We start from the raw sequence: 21,810 nt of genomic DNA, 5'->3' as shown, positions 1-21,810 counted from the left end.
TCATGCAGCTTCACAATTGGAAAAAAGCAATTGAAAAAACAGCTGCGATAAAACAAATCATTATAAGGATGAATGCCCGAAATCTGTTTGACGGTCATCTTTTTTTCCTCTCTTTCCAGCAGGAGATGTCACCATAAATCCTTTGATGAAACCAATCGTACAAAACCAAATGAAAAACAAATAATAAGAAATCGCTAATTCAATGAGAGAGGAAGGTCCCCATACAAAAGTCATTTTCCAAGGTAGCCCATTAAAGGCTAGCTGCGCAACAATGATTGGCAGGATCAATATCCCAATTAGCAGTAGCACCCAGCCGCTACTTTTCAGCCAGACGCGAAGTGACATGTCCCTGCGAACGAAAGCGCCGTTTCTTACACGCTTTTTCCATTTGATAAAACGAACGATAGACACTATTTGCAGCAAAATAAAAAGACATGTGGCACCAAGACTCAACTGATCAATGAGCTGAAAAGGATCCATTGATGACTCTACTTCCTCATTTGTACCCGTGATCGTTTTGGCAATAAGACGTGCTGTTTGCTCTGTGTAGCTGCTATTCATATTTGCTAACACTCCGATCGCAACCTCTTCTTTTGGCTGGATCAGAAAAAATGATGAATAGTTAGGGTTAGAGCCTGCATGAAAAAGCGAGTCTACCTGCTCATGTGCCTTTTCTATATACCAGCCGGCATTGTAATAGACATGCTTCCCTTCTTCTGGGACATTCACAGTTAAGTAATCAGGATTTTTTACAAAGCGAGACCAAGTTGAATCGGTCAATTGATATTGCAGCCAAGTCCCCACATCCTGACTATTCATCACAATATAGCCTGCCGGAGTGTTGCCTCGATATTCTGGTGCTTTATAAGCATGCGGAGCAAGGAATTGCAATTTAAACCCTTCTGAGACAGCGCCGGATTTCATCCGTTTTAGCCCAGCCTCCGTTTGGTCAAGATGATGCCTTTTAAACAGTCCTTTCATATAAGCCTCATACGATGTTCCTGTTACATTTTCAATGATGAGACCAAGAACATCATAGTTGATGGTCGCATATTCAAAGGAACTGCCTGGCTTACGATTAAGCTCGATTGATTTCAGCTGATCAACTGTTTTTTTCAACGCATCCTTTGTAGTATCTGGCTGGATAAGCGCAATGGATTGAAAGGGAATGCCGCTTGTGTGATGCATTAATTGCTCCACCGTTAAACGCTGAGGCTTTCCATTGTATGTTGGAAAAAAACCTGGAATATAGCTACTCACCGGATCTTTTAAATGAAGTTTCCCGTGCTTCTCTAACTCCACAATCGCAAGAGCGGTAAACGCCTTTGATGTAGATCCAATTTCAAAGAAAGTGCTGGCTGTCACTTGCTTCTTTTTCTTTCGATCCGCATAACCAAAGCCTTTTTGGTACACCACTTCGTCCTTTTTCACAACCACAACGGACATGCCTGGAATGCGTCCAAGCTCCATCTGTTCCTCTATCACTTGATCAATGGCTTTAGGTGAAATCACTGCTTTTGCATGTGTCCAACCGGCAAAGCTGCTTATCCATAAGACCGCTAATAAAAATGAAATGTAGATAACATGCTGATTTTTCCTCATGTAAATAATGAATCCATTTCTTCAAGAGACATATCCACTGTTTCAAAATCAGACGGTGTAAATTCGATTCCTTCTTTCTCTAAGCAATGCTGTACAAGACGCTCAATTTGCTGCTCTACCGCTTGCAATAGCTGCATCATGTCTGTTTCACACAGCTGTTTATCGCTGAAAGAAAGATGAAAAATCAGCTGACCGCCCTTGATGGTAGCGACCATATCGATGACGGTTGTTAATGGATTATCCAATGACGAATCCATCCCCGATGTAAAGTAAGACATCTCATAATCAGATGATTGTTTCAGCACTTGATCAATTTCACCTAGATAGTTAAAGCGTAATTGCGGCGCTGAATGAGGAGGAAGCTGCTTATTGATGAGTGACAACAGCCCATAGTCTGCACCTTTATTTGGCACTTCACGTATCGTTTCTTTGACAGTTCGTATGTGATCCGAGAGAGATTCAGACACATGAACATTCACAGGATACATGGTGGTGAACCAGCCAAACGTTCTAGATACATCGATCTCATCCTCTACTGCATCCCTGCCATGACCTTCTAATTCCAAAGAAATCTGCTCTTGATTCGTTTGCTGATAACAGGCTTGCGTCAAGGCTGAAATTAACAGTTCATGCGGCTGCGTTTGATACGCTTGATTCGCTTGATTGAGCAATTGATTCGTGAGTTCCACTGATAATGCGTTGGTTAATTTGATTTCGTCTCTGACATATCCCTCATTTGAGGAAACTGGATACAGAGGCTGTATATTTTGCACCGCTTTTTGCCAATAGCTGACCGACTCTTTTACACCCTCTGATACTGCATACTGATTCACCCGCTCGGCAAATGTTTGATAGGAATGGGTTTTAGACGGAAGTACTTCTGCTGTAACCTTCTCTGCATGCAATAATTGAATCAAGTCCTCCACAAGAATTTGCCAAGACATACCATCAGCTAATAGATGATGGGCGGCAAAGATGAGATGTGATTGAGAATCAGTTTGACAAAGCGCAGCCTGAATCAATGGTCCTTGATAAAGATGAGTCCTTTGCTTGATCCGATATCCTACTTCTTGTAACGCTTCTTCCACATTCTCTTCTGACAATGCCGTGAAATCGTGTATCATCAGCGGAATATCTTGAATGTCTTCATCATAATAAAGTGTGTTTGTTGCCTCATGTACTTTTAACCTTAGTCCATCATGGTGAATGACGAGCTCTTTGAGAACATCCTGCACGATGGTTTCATCCATCTTTTTCTTTGAATGAACAATGATGGATTGATGCCAGAAATGTTCATCTTTTAACCGCTGGGACCAGAACCATTCGATAATTGGAATCGATTTCACATCACCCACAGCTTGCTCTTGTGAGATATGTATGACAGGTTCCTGCTGAACGACTTGTGCCATTTCTCTAAAAATGGGATAAGTAAAAAGATCCTTGGTTTTTAAATAGAGTCCTTTGTCTTTTAATTTCGCAATAAATTGAATCGCCTTAATGGAATCTCCGCCAAGCTGATAAAAATGATCAGCCGGTTCGATTGTTTCATGCCCTAAGATGCCTTTTGCTGTATCTAGGATGATCTCTTCAATGTCCGCTGTTTCCTTGGACCACTCAACAGCTGTTTCTTGAGACAGCAATGGATCAGGCAGTGCCGTCCGATTGATTTTTCCGTTTTGAGTGAGCGGGAGCTCGTCTAGTACAACAAAATAGGCAGGTACCATGTAAGCTGGAAGCTGATCTGATAATTTCTTTCTAAGTAAAAAGGACGTCATCTGTTTTTCTTTCAATTCAATATAGGCTGCCAGCTGTTTTTCTCCAGATTCATCGGTTAGATCAATAACCGCTGCTTTATCAACTTCTTCAAGTGCCATCAGTGCAAGTTCAATTTCACCGAGCTCAATCCGGTAGCCTCGCAGCTTGATTTGATGATCAATTCTGCCAATGTAATCAATCTTTCCATCATTTGCTCGTTTGGCAATATCACCTGTTCGATACATGCGGCGACCATTTACAAATGGATTGGGCAGAAAGCGTGATTCCTGCAAATCAGGTCTTTGCCAATACCCTCTGCCAACACCTGCACCTGAAATATAGATTTCTCCTACTGTCCCAGGCAGCACGGCTTGCTGATGCTCATCTAAAAGGTAAATCTCTGTATTGGGCATTGGCACACCAATTGACACAGATGCCCCTTCATCATCTTGATGGAATTGATGAATCATACAGCCAACGGTTGCTTCAGTTGGTCCATATTCATTAAAGATAGATATCCTTCCATCACTTGCCTCTGTGATTCTTTTAGCCAAAGCGGTCGATAATTGTTCTCCGCCCACAATCATCCGTTTCACAACTGATTGAGAAAGTGCAACATCTGTTAGCAGTGCCATATGAGCTGGTGTCAGCTTGATGACTTTCGCTTTTTGATCAAACAAAATATGTTCTAATAAAAAGCCTGACTGATCCTCTTGACGATAGATCATCACGGTACTGCCAATGACCAATGGCGTATAAATGGATGTCACGGTTAAATCAAACGCAATGGATGAATACAAGGCAAAATGATCATCTGATGAATCAGTATAGTGTGTTTTGGCAGACATGATATAGTTCACTAAGCTTCGGTGCTCAATCATGACTCCCTTTGGCTGTCCTGTAGAGCCAGACGTATAAATCATATATGCGACATCTTCAGCATCTCCAATGAATGGATGTTCCGCATTATACTGAGCGAACTGATCCCACACGTTGTAGATATTGTACGTATCGCCATTAAAATGGTATGCAGAAGCGTCATCTGTGAAAAACAGCTTTGCCTGGCTGTCATCCAAAATAAACTGAATACGTTCCTCTGGATACTCAGGATCAATCGGCACATATGCGCCTCCAGCCTTTAAAATCCCCAGCAGCAGCACAATAAGTTCTGGTGAATGATTCATACATACGGCAACAAAGTCATGTCTTTGTAAGCCATGTGTTTGTAGAAAATGCGCCATTTGATTGGTTTTTCTCTCAAGTTCACCGTATGTCATGCTATGAGATTCGTCCTGAAGTGCAATTCGATCAGGAGAAGACGTTGACATGTCTGTGATCAATTCATGGATTTTTTGTTTCTGTGGAAACAGCATGCCTGTGTCGTTCCAGTGATATAGCTCTCGATGTGTCTCGACTTCTGTCATGAGAAGTACGTCTTTTAACAGTTGCTTTGGCTGAGCGAGTATCGTTTCGACAAAGAGAAGCATTCTTTCGTGTAGAAAGTCGATATCTTCATTGCTGTAATCTGAGATCTTGTAATCATATTGAAGCTCGATTTGCCCTTTTTCATCCCATTCTTTCACAGCAACTTGTAAGCCATATGGCTGGAAGCCATTGTAAAGCTCTATGTATTCAACCTTGTATCCTTCCATCTCCTGCACCATATTTGTGCTGTAGGAGTTGATATAGATTTGAAAAAGCTGATCATACCCTGCTTTTGCAAGCTCTAAATCTTTGACAAGTGCATCATAGGGATAACGCTGATGCAGGAAGTAAGCCTTATAGCTTTTTTGAACGTCTGTTAAGCTTTCTAACAAAGAGAGATGAGGATCGATCTTCATTCGATATGGCATTGTACTTACGGTCATACCGGACGTGGCTTTTTCCTTTTGTCCGGAACGATTGAGAACTGGCGTCCCAATAATAAAATCTTTTTGCTGGTATCTTTTATGCAAGTAGACGAAGAGTCCTAAAGTAAATAAAGAGTTGATTGAACAATGATGGACATCTATAAATTCATAGATTCGTTCTGAGAGTTGTCGATCAAGATAATGGCTTTGCCGATGGCCTTTGATTTGGTCAGTTCCCTGTACCAAATAACTATCAGACACATCAGATAATGCTTCTTTCCAAAATTGCTGATCTTTTTTAAATCTTGGGGAGTTCATATATTTTGATTCTTTATCAATAAATACAGAGTGATTGTCTGCTTCTTGTTCGATAGAGGAGCTGTGGGTAAGAGCAGTGTAAAGCTGGCTAATTTTATCGATGATTACTTTCATCGACCATCCATCTGCTACTGTATGATGGCATTTGATGAAATAACCGGATTGTTGTTCACTGATTTTTAGTACCGCAAATTCGGCGAGAGAGGTTTCTGTTAATTGAAATGGTGTTTTGAAGGCTTTTTCGGCCCATTCTAGCATGTCTTCATGTGTGGAAAACTCATAGGTAGGAATAGGGCTATCGGCGTTTGGATCAACGTATTGAAGCGTTTCACCATCTTTCTCTACTAGCTTGAGACGAAGAGATTCTGTCATCATGATACAAGATGCAATGGCCTGCTTCAGTTTATCGAGCTGCAATGGCCCATTGACGAAAATGATACCGCCAATATGATTGATCGGTGTTCCTGGATAAAATGTTTCCATGTTCATCACGCGCCGCTGCGGATGTGTTAATGGCCAATATACTAAACTATTAGTCAATTACGCCACCTCTACTTTTCATATAGTTAACATTTCTACCAACATATTAAATCACATAATGGTATTTTTGTAAATAATTGAGATAAAATGTCTAAATTTGTTCATTTTTTAATCTAGACGCTAGGAAAGCCGACACAGTAAACAGGGCAACGTTTATAAAAAAGACGACTCTTGCCCCAAAGAGATCGGTCATGGTGCTCATAACGAGGATGGACATTCCGTATATAAAAGTTGATAGTGTATGTTGAGCTGATAGTATTTTGGGCAATTCAATTTCACTCAGTTTATCTTGTACATAGGTTCGAATGGAAATACTGCGAAGCTGAAAGGCTGGTCCTAATAAAAAGACAAACAACAAACTCATCCATGCAGAATGATTCAATCCTAAGCAAAGGGTTAGCACAGCTACGATCACCGAACTGTAAAAAATGTGATCAAACAAACGCTGTTCCACATGCTTTGCGAACCGCAACACAAGCAGGCCGCCTAGAATGGTTCCGCCAAAATAGCTTGCGTTAATAAAGCCCCACCATGTTTCAGGCTGATGTAAAACTTCTGTGACATACACAAGGATAATGGCACCAGTCCAAATACTTCTACCGCTCATGGATAGCATTTCTAAAATCGTTAATGTTCGAATAGTTGGTTTTTCATACATGAGCTTCCACCCTGAAAAGACCCTTGTAGCAAATGATTCAGACTGTTGCTCTTGTTTAGCTGCAGCCCCAGTATCAATGATAAAGAGCATAGATATGAGTGACAAACTGTATAAAACAAGTGTCGTCAATAGGAGAAACTGTGGTCCAAGAATGCCAATAAACAGCCCTCCTAAAAGCCAGCCTAGTAAAAGGACCATTTGATCAGAAGTTAAGATATAGCTATTTGCTTTTAGTAAAAAGTTCTTTTCTACTAGACGTGGGATCATCGAATTTCGAACTGGAATGGTTCCTCCATCTATCAAAGAAAGGAAAAATACAATGATAAAAAAGAGAGGAATAGTAAAAGTTGATAGTTGTAGAATATAAATGAAAATTAAGCAACCGAAGAAAGCAATTTGACACATTTGTAAATAGATAATGAGTCTTTTTAGCTTAAATTGATACATAAAGAAAGGAATGAGTACCGCTCCAAGTGCTTGTCCAACAAACTGTGAGACAGCCACCATTGAAGCGATCAGTGTAGAATTTGTTAATTGATATGTCAGGATGGTCAATACGAGGACATATAGCGAATCCCCAAAATTAGCTAGGGATTGTCCCCCTAATAAAAAGTAAAATGATTTATTTTTCATAGTGATCTCCATTTTCTCTTCATTATCACCCATAATAATACATTATTTTCTACACTTCTACTTTTTATAACAATATTTTCATAATTTGATACATTATGACTAATTTAAAAAACCGCCAAAAGGCGGTTTTTATTTAGTCATATATATGGACGGTTGGTTCTTTGTCTTCAGCATTTTTCGTGATCAAGGCTTCTTGTTGATCTGAAGATGTGATGTTAATTTCGATATTCGTACTCTTATAGTAATCCATGACTTCACCTGTTAAATATTGCGTGAAGGCTACGACTTCCGTTTTTCCGTAGAACTGCATTGGAATTTCGACTTTCATTTTTTGCAGGTTGCCGTCTTTGTAAAACCCTTTTCCTACGACACCAGTATAATTCGGAAAGTAGTCTTCGACTTTTGTTTTGAAGCGGTCAAATCGCTCGGAATCATCTTTGTAGTTGCCTTTCGCATTATCTGAAGGGAAGAAGACATTCTCCTCTTTGATCGTATCCCAATTGCCGATATCAGCTGAGCCCGCTTTCACATCCGTTTTGGCGATAAAGTTTCCTGGAACGATAGATGATTTTGGTGCTTGCTTATAAAGGGCAATCATGACAGGCACTTTTTGCAGCCCATCCATTTGACGAATTCGTTTGATCACTTGTTCAGCAATTTTTTCGCCTTCTGCCAAAAGTTTCTTTGAATTTTTCGAAGAATCGATCGTCACTTCTTGCTGCGGGTCACCGATATTTTCACGGTAATAATAAACAGAGTTCAGCGCAAGCCCAATGACAACTCCGCCAAGCTGTAAGCTGTTTTTATCTTTTCGAATTAAGTAATTATGCTCTAGCATCGAAGCTAAGTAAATTGGACTACTTTCATTTTTAGACTTTGTTGAACCTGAGTTCGGAAGAGCAGGGTTTAAGCCTAGATTCTTAAAGTCTTTATCTTCTTTTTCTGCCTTTTTCAGATCACTGCCTGTTTTTTTGCGCGCCAGCCAGCCAAGAACGGTGTCCTCATCAAAATGCTGTCCTTCTTGGAAAAGGTAGTCGTTTGTATTAAATGACTCTGTTGCAAGGCGCATGAGTCCTGTTTCAAATTCATCGATATCCAAGCGTGTGTTGAGACGCTCTGCTGTTAATCCTCTCGCAGCCCCTTGTTTAAACGGCAGCACCATTTTGTAATAGGAGTCAGAGATATTGTACATCGGGATGATGGCTGTTTCCTTCGTTTCATCCGTTTTTTGTGTGACCTCTTCCTCTTCCTTTCCCCCAAAAGGTGCACACGCTGACAATATCAGTGTGAGCATTGTCAGCAGCAATAACAACTTTTTCAATAGAAAACACTCCTCTTATTTCTTTAGCTCCTCGAGCATTTTAGCTTCGTCCCAAATTTCTATATTGAGTTCTTCTGCCTTTGTCAGCTTACTTCCCGCTGCTTCTCCGGCTATGACTAAATCTGTTTTCTTACTCACACTACCTGCCAGTTTACCGCCTAGTGCTTCGATCGCTGCTTTTGCATCGTTTCGAGCCATTTCTTCTAATTTCCCTGTCAGCACAATGGTTTTGCCTGCAAAATAGGAATCACTTTCTTCAACCTTCACCGGTTTTGGTCCTGTGTAGGTCATATTAACCCCAAGCTCTTTTAGTTCATTTAGCAGATTGAGTATTTCTTCTTTCTCAAAGTATGTGACGACAGCATCAGCCATTTTTTCACCGATTTCATCGACTTCGAGTAATTGTTCTTTCGTCGCTTGCTTTAATTGATCGATATCACCGAAATGCATCGCCAAGGTCTTCGCCGCTTTAGAGCCAATAAATCGTATACCGAGTCCAAATAGTAAACGCTCTAGAGAGTTTTCTTTCGATTGCTCAATCGAACGCAGTAAATTGTCGACAGATTTTTCGCCCATTCGCTCAAGCTGAATGAGCTCTTCTTTCGTTAATCGGTAAAGATCAGACACACGAGAGACAAGCTGTTCTTGGAAAAGCTGTGTAATGACCCGCTCGCCAAGCCCATCAATGTTCATTGCATTGCGGGAAACAAAGTGAATGAGTCCCTCACGTATTTGGGCAGGGCATTCTGGATTGATGCAACGCAAAGCCACTTCGCCTTCAATTCTCACCAGCTCACTATGACACTCCGGGCATTCAGTCGGCATGTGAAACGGCTTTTCTTCTCCTGTACGCTGATCGATCAGTACACCTGCGACTTCCGGAATAATATCGCCCGCTTTTTTCACAATCACTTGATCAAAAAGGCGAATATCCTTTTCTTTGATCAAATCTTCATTATGAAGGGAAGCTCGCTGCACTGTCGTTCCTGCTACTTTGACAGGCTCAAGGATCGCCGTTGGTGTGATGACACCTGTACGCCCGACACTTAGTTCAATATCAAGCAGCTTTGTCACGACCTCTTCAGCTGGAAACTTGTACGCAACAGCCCAGCGGGGACTTTTTGCTGTAAAGCCGAGCTCTTCTTGCTGAGCTAACGAATCGACTTTGATCACAATTCCATCGATTTCATATGAAAAGTCGGCACGCTTCGTTTTTAGTGTTTCAATGAGCTCGATCACTTCCTCAATCGTTTGGCACATCCGTCTTTCTTTGTTTGTTTTAAAGCCAAGTTCGTCGAGAAGATCAAGTCCTTCGCTTTGCGATTCAACACCAATTTCATCAAGCTCCGCTATACTGTAGACGAAGATATCAAGGTTTCGTTTCGCCGCAATTTTCGTATCAAGCTGACGAAGCGAGCCTGCCGCCGCATTACGCGGGTTCGCAAACGGCTCTTCTTCGTTTTGTAATCTTTTTTCGTTTAATGCTTCAAAAGAAGGTTTTGGCATAAATGCCTCGCCTCTCACTTCAATTGACAAAGGACGTTTGATTTTGAGCGGGATGGATCGAATGGTTTTGAGGTTTTCTGTAATATCCTCACCCGTTGTCCCATCTCCACGTGTGGCACCTCGGACAAACAGGCCATTTTCATAACGGAGAGAAACAGCGAGTCCGTCAATTTTCAGCTCGACATTGTATGCAATATCGTCACCGACTGCTTGACGAACCCTGCGGTCAAAATCAAGAAGGTCCTGTTCATTAAACGCATTCCCGAGGCTGAGCATCGGTGTGCCGTGGCGCACTTTTTGGAAGGCGTCTAACACAGCGCCTCCGACTCTTTGTGAGGGAGAATCCGCTGCTTTTAAATCAGGGTGCTCTTCCTCTAAAGAGATCAGCTCACGCATCCGCGCATCATATTCAGCGTCAGGAACACTTGGACGATCCAGTGTATGATATTCGTAGTTGTATTGGTTCAAAATCTGGTGCAGTTCCTCGATCCGGCGTTTCGCTGCTTCTTTATCCATCTGATTCTTCCTTTCAATTCATCCGTTTTATATGTCCTATCGGTTTATTGCTTCTCAATTGGCGCAAATGCTGCGAGAAGACGCTTAATGCCTGTAGGGCTTGGGAAAGCAATATCAAGCTCCGTGCTGTCTCCACTGCCTTTTACGCTCACAACTGTTCCAACGCCCCATTTTTTATGAGCCGCTTTATCGCCCACAGCCCAGCCAATACTTCCGCCGCCTGTGTTTTGAATGGTTTGAGTTTGCGGACGTGAGACAGGTCCCCGTCTTTGTGGTCTTTCTCTAGTTTGGCCAAATGGTGTTTTCGTTTCTTTTTTCTCATTTAGGTTGTCCAATAAATCGGCTGGTATTTCTCGAATGAATCTTGATTCAAGGTTCATGTTTGTCCGGCCGAAGAGTGTTCTCATCTTGGCACTAGATAAATAAAGCTCTTCTTCCGCCCGTGTGATGCCTACATAAGCAAGGCGGCGCTCTTCTTCCATCTCTGCATCTTCCATTAATGAGCGGCTGTGCGGGAAGACACCTTCCTCCATGCCCATTAAGAAGACAACCGGGAATTCTAGACCTTTTGCGGCGTGAAGCGTCATTAAAATGACCGCATCTTGATCTTCTTCCTCATTCTCATCCAGCTTATCAATGTCTGCGACAAGAGCAAGATCTGTCAGGAAGGTCACAAGGGACTTGTCTTCATTTTGTTCTTCAAAGTTCTTAGTCACAGAGAGAAACTCGTCAATATTTTCTAGACGGCTTTGTGCCTCAATCGTTTTTTCAACCTTTAGTGCTTCACGATAGCCTGTTTTCTCTAAAATTTCTTCTGTTAGTTCTGTGACAGATAAATAATCCTGCATATTTGTCATTTGATCAATGAGCTGTTTGAATTCATCAAGTGCATTGGCTGCCCTTGCACTGAGTCCAATGAAATCTACCTGACCAAGCGCTTCAAACATAGACAGGTCATTCATCTCCGCGTATGCTGCGATTTTATCAACAGATGTCGCACCGATTCCGCGCTTTGGTACGTTCACAATTCGTGCAAAGCTAATGTCGTCATCTGGGTTAGCTACTAAGCGTAAGTACGCCAAAATGTCCTTGATCTCTTTTCTGTCATAGAACTTTGTGCCGCCGACAATGTTGTATTGAATGTTTGACTTCAATAATGTTTCCTCTATGACACGAGACTGGGCATTGGTTCGATAAAGAATCGCAAAATCGGATAATTTACGCTTACCGCTCTGATGAAGCTGATGAATCTTTCCAGCAACAAATTGACCCTCGCCGAATTCATTATCTGCACGGTAATAGGCAATCTTCGCCCCTTCATCATTTTCTGTCCAAAGGTTTTTCGGCTTACGGTTTGAATTGTTTTGAATCACCGTGTTTGCGGCATTCAGTATACGTTTCGTCGATCTGTAATTTTGCTCAAGCAGAATCACTTCACTGGATGGATAATCTTTTTCAAAGGAGAGAATGTTTGTAATATCCGCTCCGCGCCAGCGGTAGATGGACTGATCCGAGTCACCGACCACACATATATTTTGAAAACGCTGAGCAAGCAGTTTCACAAGCATGTACTGCGCTCTGTTCGTATCCTGATACTCATCGACATGAATGTATTGAAATTTTCGCTGATAGTGTTCTAATACTTCAGGGATGCGCTCAAACAGACGAATCGTCATCATAATAAGATCATCAAAATCGAGTGATTGGTTCTTAAGTAATCGCTTTTGGTAATCTGTGTAGACGTCGCTAACCACTTGATCATAGAAATCACTGGCTGTTTTGGCGTATTCCTCTGCGTCAATGAGTTCATTTTTTGCACTGCTGATTGATCCTAAAATGCTGCGAGGATCGAACTTTTTAGGATCGATATTTCGTTCTTTTAAAATGTTTTTAATGACTGAAAGCTGATCAGATGTGTCTAATATAGAGAAGTTGCGATTTACACCAATACGGTCAATATCGCGTCGTAAAATACGCACACACATGCTGTGGAACGTAGAGATCCAAATGTCATCCGCACCAGGTCCTAAAATGGCTTGGACACGCTCACGCATTTCACGTGCTGCTTTATTTGTAAACGTAATCGCTAAAATGTTCCACGGAGCCACATGCTTTTCTGCCATTAAGTAGGCAATTCGGTGTGTGAGCACCCGCGTTTTCCCGCTTCCTGCTCCTGCCATCAAGAGTAGCGGACCGTCTGTTGCTTTGACCGCTTCTTTTTGCGCGTCATTTAGCCCTTCTAATAGATGATTCGATATTTCATTCATTCCATTCACCGCCAATTCGAACTTATGTTCTATTTTAACCCTTTTCGTCTTGTTTGACTATGATGACTTTTTGACTGCGCTCACTGTCTTTAATGCTTCTTTGAAATTGTCATAAATGACGTTTCCTACAACAACCACGTCCGCATGCTGCGCAAAATCTTCCGCCTGCTTTGCGTTTTCAATGCCCCCGCCATAAAAAAGAACCGTATCAGAAAGCACTGCTTTCGTTTCTTTCACAAGTTCTATATCTCCAAGCGTTCCGCTGTATTCTAGATAAAAAATGGGCAGCTTCATTAAATGCTCTGCCACTCTTGCATATGCTCTTACGTCATCGATGTCCAGTGCTGTATTTGCCTCTGTGAGCTTGGCCGCTTTACACTCTTCATTTAAAATAACATAGCCTTCAGGCACGATCTCTTCCATCGACATCAAATCACCGAATTCCTTCATCGCATCCTTGTGAAGCCCAACAATCCAATCAGGATGAGAACTGTTTAAGACAGTCGGGATGAAATACAGATCGAAGCCCGGCACAATCATTTCATGTGTTGAGATTTCGAGTACACATGGCACAAGAAACCGGCGGACCTTTGACATTAATTGAAGCACGTTGTCCTCTGTCACATTGTCACTGCCGCCAATCAATATAGCATCCGTACCAGATTCGCAAATTGCCTCTAGCTGTTCATCGGATATTTCTTTATTTGGATCGAGTTTAAAGACATGCTTCCACTCGGTAACATCATACATGAAAAACGTTCCTCCATTCGTTTCATTCCATTTAAATATTATAACAAAATCAGTGACCGCAAAAAATGGGTAACCTTCTTCAGCTAAAAGTTTCATTCTTTTGAAAATGGGGTTCGTGACTTTAGGTTAGAATGCTGAAAACATCTAGGAGCTGAGAGGGATGATCTTTGACCGTTCACTGATAGGAAAGCTTTGTATCACCACATGTTATTATACAATAAAGGGACATTTTACTATTGATCAAAAAACCATACATAAAGTAGGTGACCCACATGAAAAGAACCATCACATATGATCAAACGATCAATATCGGATACATCTATCTCCTGCCTGTAGGAATCGGGACAATCAAAGAAACCATTGAATTAGATGTGAATGAATGTATGAACGCAGATATCGACAAGGAGGGACGAGTAGCTGGTCTGGAGTTATTTGCAGAAGAAGCCGAAGTTTTGAAGCATGCACCCGTGTATGAGGACGAGCTTTCTTTACGTTTTACAGATCAGGACGTTCTCTCAACCTATCATTTATCAGGCATTGAATTTCATTTCTCGACGCCTGATCACAAAGGGCTAATCGGTTTTACGATTGTCGATCCTCATCGATATAACGTCAAAAGAAAGACAAGAAAAAACCGTTTTGAATGGTCAAAACGGTTTTTCCAAGCTATTGTCTCACTTCATTGAAATAATGGACGGATGTCATGGCCCCTTCATCGACCATCTTGTTGTCTTGAATATCTAATGGATCAGGGTGTCCAGCTTTTTCAGGAATCTTTTCATCTGAGCGGAACATGCTTGCCCATTTTTTGAGATGCTGTTTATTTTTCACTGCTAATAACACTGCACCACCAACCCCTAATCCTGCAAGTACATACGCATTCGGACGCTTATTCATGTATGTTCCCTCCCCTTATGATCTTATTTGTAAGTTACCCCGGCTTTTCATTTCTAAACGTCACAATATGTTGAAGTGGTTTCTCTTTCAATGAAAAGTGGAATAACAACAACAATGATAGAGAAAAGAGGGGATCTTCGTGACAACAACTTTCATTGTCATTGTTGGCGCACTATTAGTGATTTGTTTCATCATACCAATCATTTTATTCATCTGGATTTGGATGAGAGATGAAAAACAGGAAGAGCATTCTGTCCTGCGAAATTATCCGGTCATTGGAAAGCTGCGGTTTATTTTTGAAAAAATAGGACCTGAGCTTCGTCAATATCTGTTTCTGAATGATCGCGAGGAGCTTCCTTTCTCAAGAAGAGAATACGAGCAAGCTGTCATGTCTGGAAAGTACAAAAGCCGGACGATGGGCTTTGGATCAAAACGTGATTTTGACAAGCCTGGTTACTACATTCGCAATGTTCTATTTCCAAAGCAGCGAGATGAGTTACGCATCGATCAATCTGAAAAAATCCAAACAAAAGTGTATCAGATTGATCAAGACAATTTACTACGAAGAAGTGAACATACCAAAGAGGTCGAAGCAAAACCTTACTATCTCCATCAAGACGATGTACAAGTGATTGGCGAGCACACATGTCAAAAGCCATTCCGTGTAAAAGGCCTGATTGGGCAGTCTGCCATGAGCTACGGCTCTTTAGGCGACAGGGCCATTACAGCACTATCCTCGGGATTAAAAATGGCTGGCGGTACGTGGATGAACACAGGTGAAGGCGGGCTTTCTCCCTATCATCTCAAAGGCGGAGCCGATATCATATGCCAGATTGGGCCCGGTCTATTCGGCGTGAGAACAGAAGATGGCGCTTTTTCCTTTGAAGAATTTAAGAAAAAAAGCGAGCATGAGGAAGTCAAAGCCTTTGAGCTGAAGCTGGCTCAAGGAGCTAAAACACGCGGCGGTCATATTGACGGCGAAAAGGTCACCGAAGAAATTGCGAACATCCGTAAATTACCGCCCCATCAATCCATTGACAGCCCAAACCGATTTGAGATGTTCCACTCCATTCCGGATATGTTTGATTTCATTGAACAGCTGCGAAGTATAGGCGGAAAGCCTGTCGGCATCAAGCTTGTGGTCGGACATAAAGAAAACATTGAAGAGCTTGCAACGTACATGAAAAAAAGCGGAAAGCACCCTGATTTCATTACAGTGGATGGCGGAGAAGGCGGCACTGGCGCATCTTTTCATGAATTGGCAGATTCCGCAGGGCTGCCGATTTTCACGGCACTCCCAATGGTTCATCAAATATTGAAGGAATACGGTGTCAGAGATCAGGTCAAACTCTTTGCTTCTGGCAAACTTCTCTCACCAGATAAAATTGCAATTGCCCTTTCCATGGGTGCTGACTTTGTCAATATCGCACGGGGACTCATGTTTTCAGTCGGATGCATTCGCGCCCAAGTGTGCCACACGAATAAATGCCCAGTCGGGGTCGCCACAACTGATCCAAAACTGCAAAAGGGTTTATCAATTGAAGAAAAGAAATACCGAGTCTGCAATTATATCCTTTCTCTAAGAGAAGGCTTGTTTAACTTATCCGCAGCCGCTGGTATTGAATCTCCCATTTATTTTAATGAGAAACATATTGTCTATAGACAAGAAAATGGTCAGACAAGTGAAGTGCCTATTTTTACAGGGACACAGCCATCCGTCTAGTTTGAGAAAGGTGCGTTTTTGCACCTTTTTTTCAATTGCCATTTTGGCTCAATCGCGTATAAAGAACTTAGGGCAAATGACCAGGAAGTGGAGAGATGGAGGATGCGTGAGAAAAAGGTTCGCGGGATGAAACGGAAGACGAATGAGATGGTGACAAGAATTGAGGAAAGTACACGAGAGTTCCCGGCAGATATTGAACAAGGGTATTGGCATCTTCCTCTACCAGCTGCTTATGATTTTATTTGTACAAACAAAACACCTCAAAAAATCAAGCGATTGTCCATCCATACACTGATAAATAGAGCTGAACATCTCATTGATTTGAAGCCAATTGATGGAGAAGTATATCGTGTCGTGGTTGTAGTAGATGCCACTGAATGATGGGGATCACAAATCATTGTGTTTAAAGGAGATTCCTATGTTAAAGACTTTTTCAATAGACATGATGATGATCAGAGATGGCCGCCTCTTTCCGATGCGAGAAACATTCAAAGGAAATGGCAGTAACACAAATTTAAAAATAACCGTTGTCCTTTTCGGCAATAGTCAATTTTTTGTATCTGTACTCATGTATCTCAAAATAAAAAAGAGTAGCCGCAGCCACTCTTAATTTTACTTATTCAACAATCGCGCCCTATTCTGGAAGAGACTTTCATGTTAACCTGCCATTTCTTGCGAGAACCTAAGTAAATATCCATCAGGATCTTGAACAAGAAATTCCTTTTGTATAAACGTAGTATCATTACTTTTATATTTGCTAACAGTTGGCTCTCTGAATAGTGGAATGTTTTGCTTTCTTAAACGGTCAATGACAGGCTGTACATCTTCAATGTCTATTTGAAAATTGATTCCCCGTCCAAATGGGTGTTTTAACTCCCCAGTGTCCCAATGGCCATTGATTTCTTCTAACATCATTTGTGTTTCCTCTTCCAACGAAACAAATATAAATTTATCGTCTTCACGCTCATATTCCAATTTAAAACCAAGCAATTCTATATAGAACCATTTAGACTTTTCGATGTCTGTTACAGATAACTCTGGTATCAAAGCATTGAATCTCATTTTTTCTTCTCCACAACCTTCTGATAAAGTTATTCGGTTAAATGACCCGTTTGTTGCTTCTTTCAAGCCAGTCCTTGCTTGTCTTTTCAGCGCTCTTCATAAAAAAACTGTAAACAACGCCATTCTTGTTGAATAGGATTGTTTACAGTGAAGTCTGCTTTATTTTGTTTCGTCATTTGCCTGCTGTTCTGCTACGCGGTCAAGTGCCATTGTGTAGGCATCATTTCCGTAGTTCAAGCAGCGTTTGACACGTGAGATAGTTGCAGTGCTCGCACCTGTTTCCGTCTCAATTTTATGATATGTGTTCCCCTCGCGAAGCATACGTGCTACTTCAAGACGCTGTGATAAAGATTGGATTTCATTGATGGTACACAAATCATCAAAGAATCGATAGCATTCTTCCAGGTCTTTAAGGGATAAGATGGAGTTGAATAACTGATCTAAGCTTTTGCCCCTTAATTTATCAATTTGCATCTTTATACATCTTCTCCTTTACTATTGGCACCGCTTCGCACGACATTCTGCGGAGAAAGCGGTATCTTTCCTGACTATTTTTTTTCAACCTCAGCAATGAGCTTTGAACGAATCATGACAGGTTTGGTTATACGCTGGAAATGCCGTCAGTTCTTTCGTAAGCCGAAGCTTCTTTATCGTATACAAAATCGACAAGTTCTGTCATTTTCCTTGTTCGACAATCTGACAAACTTGTTTGCTTCCGATATCAAGAACACTTCTGCTTGATTAGGTCTGCCCTAAAAATACAGGTTGTGCGGAAAGCTCGGCGAGACCACAAACATGCGCCCCGCCTCGCTCAATTATTCAAAATATGTTGGTCGGTCAGCGTAACCGACAGATTCATTTTTCAATCAGGCCATTTCACTCGTCATGTCAAAGCCCTCTGCTTCAACAACTCCACATAAGTATTTTCACTTACATGGCAGTGAAGAGATCCATTGCTCACGTCTGCCCTATAACAGTTGTCAGAAATGTGGCAAAGATGATACAGCTCCACTCTGTTATATTTTAACGCATTATAGACGGAAAGAGTACAGTTTTTTTCATGACATCAAATATTCCTCTTGGTGTCACTCGAATATACGGCAAATGGGTACTTTGGAAAAAGACAAGTGTATCAATTGGGCAATCAAATGGATAGCCTCGCTCAATGAGCAGCTCACGCAAGGTTTGTATTTGCTGAAGAACTGTCTCAAACGGTTCAGCAGAGGCACAGCCTGATAATTGCAGCGGGATTTCGTGTAAAATTTTCCTGTTCTCTGTGAGGACGATTCCCCCGCCGATTTCTTTCATTCGCTTATGTGCCAGCATCATATCTTCTTTATTTTTCCCGATCACTAAAATGTCACCCGTGAGCGAAAATGAGCTGACAAACCCTTGCACTTTGTTTGCAAAGCCTTTGAGCATCGTATTCACACGCCACTCGCCTTTTCGGTCAATCAGGCTAAAGAAACTTTGATCATGATCACATGACAGCTGGTTCACAGAGTTATCAATCTCCACTGTATAAGGCTCCATGATGACAGCATTTCTCATTTTGACACCTAGCGGCATGGAAAATTGCAAATCACTCGTCGTCAGATCATAGCCTAAATCTAATGGAACAAGCCCGCCATTTTCCCATTTAGTTTCTTGAAATTGATGCTGGTTCTCTCCATCTAATTTGAGGATAACCCCTTTAGATATCACCGTTTCCGGATTTGGATTCATTGGATCATCTAACACATTCAATGAAGCCAGACGTCCTGGACCGACAACACCTAATAGGTCATCAATTTGATAGTATTTCGCAATGTTAAAGGTCGCCATATTGTATGCATCGATGATAGGCACGCCTTCTTCAAGGGCAATTGAAATCAAACGATTAATCATACCCTCCTCATAAAAATGAGGCGCTGCTCCATCTGTTGTATAGAAGAAGTGATCATAGTGTCTAAAATCACGCTCGTGCAGCTCTCTTAAAATGTTCACTAAATCTGGGCGGATGGAAGAATGACGAAGTGAGACATGGTAGCCAAGGGACAAGCGTTTGAGCACATCGTCTGCATTCATCGCTTCATGATCGCTGTCCGCGCCAAACAGCTTCATTTTTGTTAGCGTTTTCTCAGAAGCTCCGGGGAAATGCCCTTCAATTCGTTTCCGCTGCTTCTTCGTTTCTTGCATGCAATATAAAATGAGATCATCACCGTCCATCAATCTTGGCCAGCTTGTTAATTCGCCGCCTTGAAGGACATCAGGATGATCAATCCATTCCTTCCGGTAGTTGATAGGAAGCATCTCATCTTCATATCTGACTTCAGTTTGAAGATCATATCTAGACCACCAGAAATACTGAAATGGCTGCTGTTTTAATTCACACAGAGTGGAAAGCGCTTTCTTTTCATTGCTCTGCAAAAGAAGAAATAAGTTATCACTGACCATCGTTGTTGTGCCAAATTGAGACACATATTCTGCAAGTGATTGGGGATTATAAATATGGAACGGGTGCGCGTGAGGCTCTATATACCCAGGCACAATGTATTTCCCTTCACAATCAATCACACGTTTAGCTGATTTATTTTGAGGAAGCTCTGCTCCGACATAAACAATTCGATCATCATGTATCCAAATATTTGCCTTCACCCATTGTTTTAAAAACGGGTTTAGCACGAGTCCATTCGTTAAAAGGAGTGTTGGAACTATTTTTGAGTCGACTACATCGATTTGTGTGCGGATGTCATTGTTTCTCCAATTAAAAGTACGTTCGGACATTCACATACTCTCCTTCATTTGTATTAGCCCTATCGTAACATAACGAACCACGTTACGCATTAATGAAACGTTACAATTTCTTGAAATCACACTTAAAATATTTAAAAAAGGAGATTTACCTTCAATGAAACCTAATCTCGGCTTAATGGAAGCGCTCATTCGAATTGCCTGTGGAATGACAATATGTACTGTAGCTGGTTCTTTATATGCTAGAAAACCATGGAGTAAAATGCTTCTTTTCAGCATCATGTTCGGCGGAATGAAACTGGCATCTGGCATTCTTCGTTTTTGTCCAGTGACGTATATGTGTGAGCAGCAAGACACACATAAAGAGAAGGCTGAGTGAGACAGCCTTCTTTTTTTGTGATCGTTTTCATATCACTCCGCTGCTTCACACCATTCCACCATCGTACCTGCGATAATTTCCGCTGCTTCAATCACATGCTCAATGTCGATGGATTCATTCGGGAAATGGGCAAGCTCCGTTGTTCCAGGTCCGAATACGATGATCGGGATACCTGCCGCCTGTGACAGTAATCCGCCGTCTGTTCCCCAAGGAGCGGCTTCGATCTTTGGCGGCTCCTTCTTGACCGCTTCATATTGTTCCTTCAATAGACCTAAAAGTAGATGGTCCGTATCAATTGAGCCTGGAAGCCATCTTGCACCAAACCATTCGACCTCAACAGGATGCTCTTTGAACCATTCATCCTTTTCCCCAAGTCCCATCATCCAATTTTCTAGTTCCTTCTCTGCCTGCTCAACCGTCTCACCTGGCATCACACCAAGTCTTCCCTCCATTGTGACCAGATCTGCTACAGAGGACGGCCAATCACCGCCTTGAATTTTCCCTATGTTGATGGGGATTGGAATCGGGATATGCTGAAATAACGGCTCGGTGATGCGCTGATTTCGTTCTTCTTCAAGTGCTGCTATATGTGAAAGAACGATCATACTTTTTTCAATAGCGGAAACGCCGTGATATCTTGTTCCGCCATGAGCTGCCCTTCCTTTAATATGCAGTCTGAACCACTTAGATCCCTGCTGAATCGGAAAGATTTTCATATGACTTGGTTCTGGAATGATGGCCGCATCTGCTGTATACCCTCTCAGTATGGCTGCAAGGGTGCCTGCACCGCCGCTCTCTTCTTCGACGACACTATGAAACACGACATCTCCTTTCAGCGGAATCTGTAGTGCATGCAGTGCCTCTAGTGCAAAGAGTAAAGAAACGTTTCCGCCTTTCATATCTGTTGCCCCGCGTCCATAAAGTCTCCCGTTTATGATATGCCCGCTGTAGGGCGGATATGTCCATTGTTTCGTATCTCCTGCTGGCACAACATCGACGTGCCCATTTAATAAAATGGATTTGCCGCCCCCTTTTCCCTTCAATCGTCCGGCGACATTGGGACTTCCTTTAAAGGAACGTCTCGGGGAATAGAAATACGGGTGTTCTAGCAAGTCTTCTCCGCCAATGTCCCATACATCTACATCAAAACCAATGGCAGACAGCTTATTTGCTACGATTTGCTGCACACCTTGTTCATTCCCTTGGGTGCTCTCACATTGCACCATTTGCTGAAGAAGCGCAATCGCTTCATCTTGGTGCTCTCTCATCCAGCTTCTGATACGTGTGATTGGCTGCAAGT

The 21,810-nt window shown here is 41.9% G+C and carries 15 protein-coding genes and 1 pseudogene; 4 read left to right on the top strand and 12 right to left on the bottom strand.

The window, feature by feature from the left end; translation table 11 throughout:
* Nucleotides 1-60 precede the first annotated feature (60 nt).
* From QRN39_RS17610 to pcrB, 7 genes are all read right to left on the bottom strand, one after another.
* Nucleotides 61-1,602, bottom strand: a complete 1,542-nt coding sequence (locus QRN39_RS17610) for a serine hydrolase domain-containing protein (RefSeq protein WP_284907776.1) — start codon at nt 1,600-1,602, stop codon at nt 61-63.
* A complete protein-coding gene (locus QRN39_RS17605; protein ID WP_284907775.1) occupies nt 1,599-6,065 on the bottom strand; it encodes an amino acid adenylation domain-containing protein in 4,467 nt (1,488 codons plus the stop codon). Before QRN39_RS17605 ends, QRN39_RS17610 begins: the two co-directional genes overlap by 4 nt.
* Before the next feature lie 91 nt (nt 6,066-6,156).
* Nucleotides 6,157-7,356: an MFS transporter gene (locus QRN39_RS17600; RefSeq protein WP_284907773.1), complete on the bottom strand. Its 1,200-nt coding sequence runs from the start codon at nt 7,354-7,356 to the stop codon at nt 6,157-6,159.
* 133 nt (nt 7,357-7,489) lie between these two features.
* Nucleotides 7,490-8,677, bottom strand: coding sequence for a CamS family sex pheromone protein (locus QRN39_RS17595; RefSeq protein WP_003214281.1), 1,188 nt, complete (start codon nt 8,675-8,677; stop codon nt 7,490-7,492).
* 15 nt (nt 8,678-8,692) lie between these two features.
* Nucleotides 8,693-10,699 (bottom strand): NAD-dependent DNA ligase LigA, encoded by a 2,007-nt coding sequence (gene ligA / locus QRN39_RS17590; protein ID WP_212046324.1) that lies wholly within the window; start codon nt 10,697-10,699, stop codon nt 8,693-8,695.
* 44 nt (nt 10,700-10,743) lie between these two features.
* On the bottom strand, nt 10,744-12,966 hold the full coding sequence (gene pcrA, locus QRN39_RS17585; protein ID WP_050945726.1) for a DNA helicase PcrA: 2,223 nt from the start codon (nt 12,964-12,966) through the stop codon (nt 10,744-10,746).
* Nucleotides 12,967-13,023: 57 nt separating this feature from the next.
* On the bottom strand, nt 13,024-13,716 hold the full coding sequence (gene pcrB, locus QRN39_RS17580) for a heptaprenylglyceryl phosphate synthase (protein ID WP_041816135.1): 693 nt from the start codon (nt 13,714-13,716) through the stop codon (nt 13,024-13,026).
* A gap of 272 nt (nt 13,717-13,988) precedes the next feature.
* Here pcrB and QRN39_RS17575 point away from each other — a divergent pair, with 272 nt between their 5' ends.
* Nucleotides 13,989-14,402, top strand: a complete 414-nt coding sequence (locus QRN39_RS17575; RefSeq protein WP_050945724.1) for a DUF2283 domain-containing protein — start codon at nt 13,989-13,991, stop codon at nt 14,400-14,402.
* On the opposite strand, the gene QRN39_RS17570 is transcribed toward QRN39_RS17575, so the two are convergent.
* On the bottom strand, nt 14,383-14,613 hold the full coding sequence (locus tag QRN39_RS17570; RefSeq protein ID WP_003214314.1) for a hypothetical protein: 231 nt from the start codon (nt 14,611-14,613) through the stop codon (nt 14,383-14,385). The two genes, QRN39_RS17575 and QRN39_RS17570, sit on opposite strands and share 20 nt — an antisense overlap.
* A 139-nt stretch (nt 14,614-14,752) precedes the next feature.
* On the opposite strand from QRN39_RS17570, the gene QRN39_RS17565 reads away from it, so the two are divergent.
* Nucleotides 14,753-16,336, top strand: a complete 1,584-nt coding sequence (locus tag QRN39_RS17565; RefSeq protein WP_284907772.1) for an FMN-binding glutamate synthase family protein — start codon at nt 14,753-14,755, stop codon at nt 16,334-16,336.
* Between the two features lie 102 nt (nt 16,337-16,438).
* Nucleotides 16,439-16,843, top strand: a pseudogene (locus QRN39_RS17560) (DUF3916 domain-containing protein).
* A 150-nt stretch (nt 16,844-16,993) separates the two neighbouring features.
* Here the strand turns inward: QRN39_RS17560 and QRN39_RS17555 are convergent.
* The 3 genes from QRN39_RS17555 to QRN39_RS17545 form a co-directional block, all read right to left on the bottom strand.
* Nucleotides 16,994-17,464: a bleomycin resistance protein gene (locus QRN39_RS17555; RefSeq protein ID WP_427281649.1), complete on the bottom strand. Its 471-nt coding sequence runs from the start codon at nt 17,462-17,464 to the stop codon at nt 16,994-16,996.
* A 93-nt stretch (nt 17,465-17,557) separates the two neighbouring features.
* A complete protein-coding gene (locus QRN39_RS17550) occupies nt 17,558-17,872 on the bottom strand; it encodes a YerC/YecD family TrpR-related protein (protein ID WP_003214053.1) in 315 nt (104 codons plus the stop codon).
* 549 nt (nt 17,873-18,421) lie between these two features.
* Nucleotides 18,422-20,164: an adenine deaminase C-terminal domain-containing protein gene (locus QRN39_RS17545; protein ID WP_284907771.1), complete on the bottom strand. Its 1,743-nt coding sequence runs from the start codon at nt 20,162-20,164 to the stop codon at nt 18,422-18,424.
* Nucleotides 20,165-20,288: 124 nt separating this feature from the next.
* On the opposite strand from QRN39_RS17545, the gene QRN39_RS17540 reads away from it, so the two are divergent.
* Nucleotides 20,289-20,510 (top strand): YgaP family membrane protein, encoded by a 222-nt coding sequence (locus QRN39_RS17540; protein ID WP_034320223.1) that lies wholly within the window; start codon nt 20,289-20,291, stop codon nt 20,508-20,510.
* Between the two features lie 32 nt (nt 20,511-20,542).
* Here the strand turns inward: QRN39_RS17540 and QRN39_RS17535 are convergent, their stop codons facing one another.
* A complete protein-coding gene (locus tag QRN39_RS17535) occupies nt 20,543-21,808 on the bottom strand; it encodes a peptidase (RefSeq protein ID WP_113386802.1) in 1,266 nt (421 codons plus the stop codon).
* Nucleotides 21,809-21,810 lie beyond the last annotated feature (2 nt).

This window comes from Bacillus sp. lyk4-R2A-2 (genome assembly GCF_030209735.1).
GTDB classification, from domain to species: domain Bacteria; phylum Bacillota; class Bacilli; order Bacillales; family Bacillaceae; genus Bacillus; species Bacillus pumilus.
This window is presented reverse-complemented; position numbering and strand designations above follow the sequence as displayed.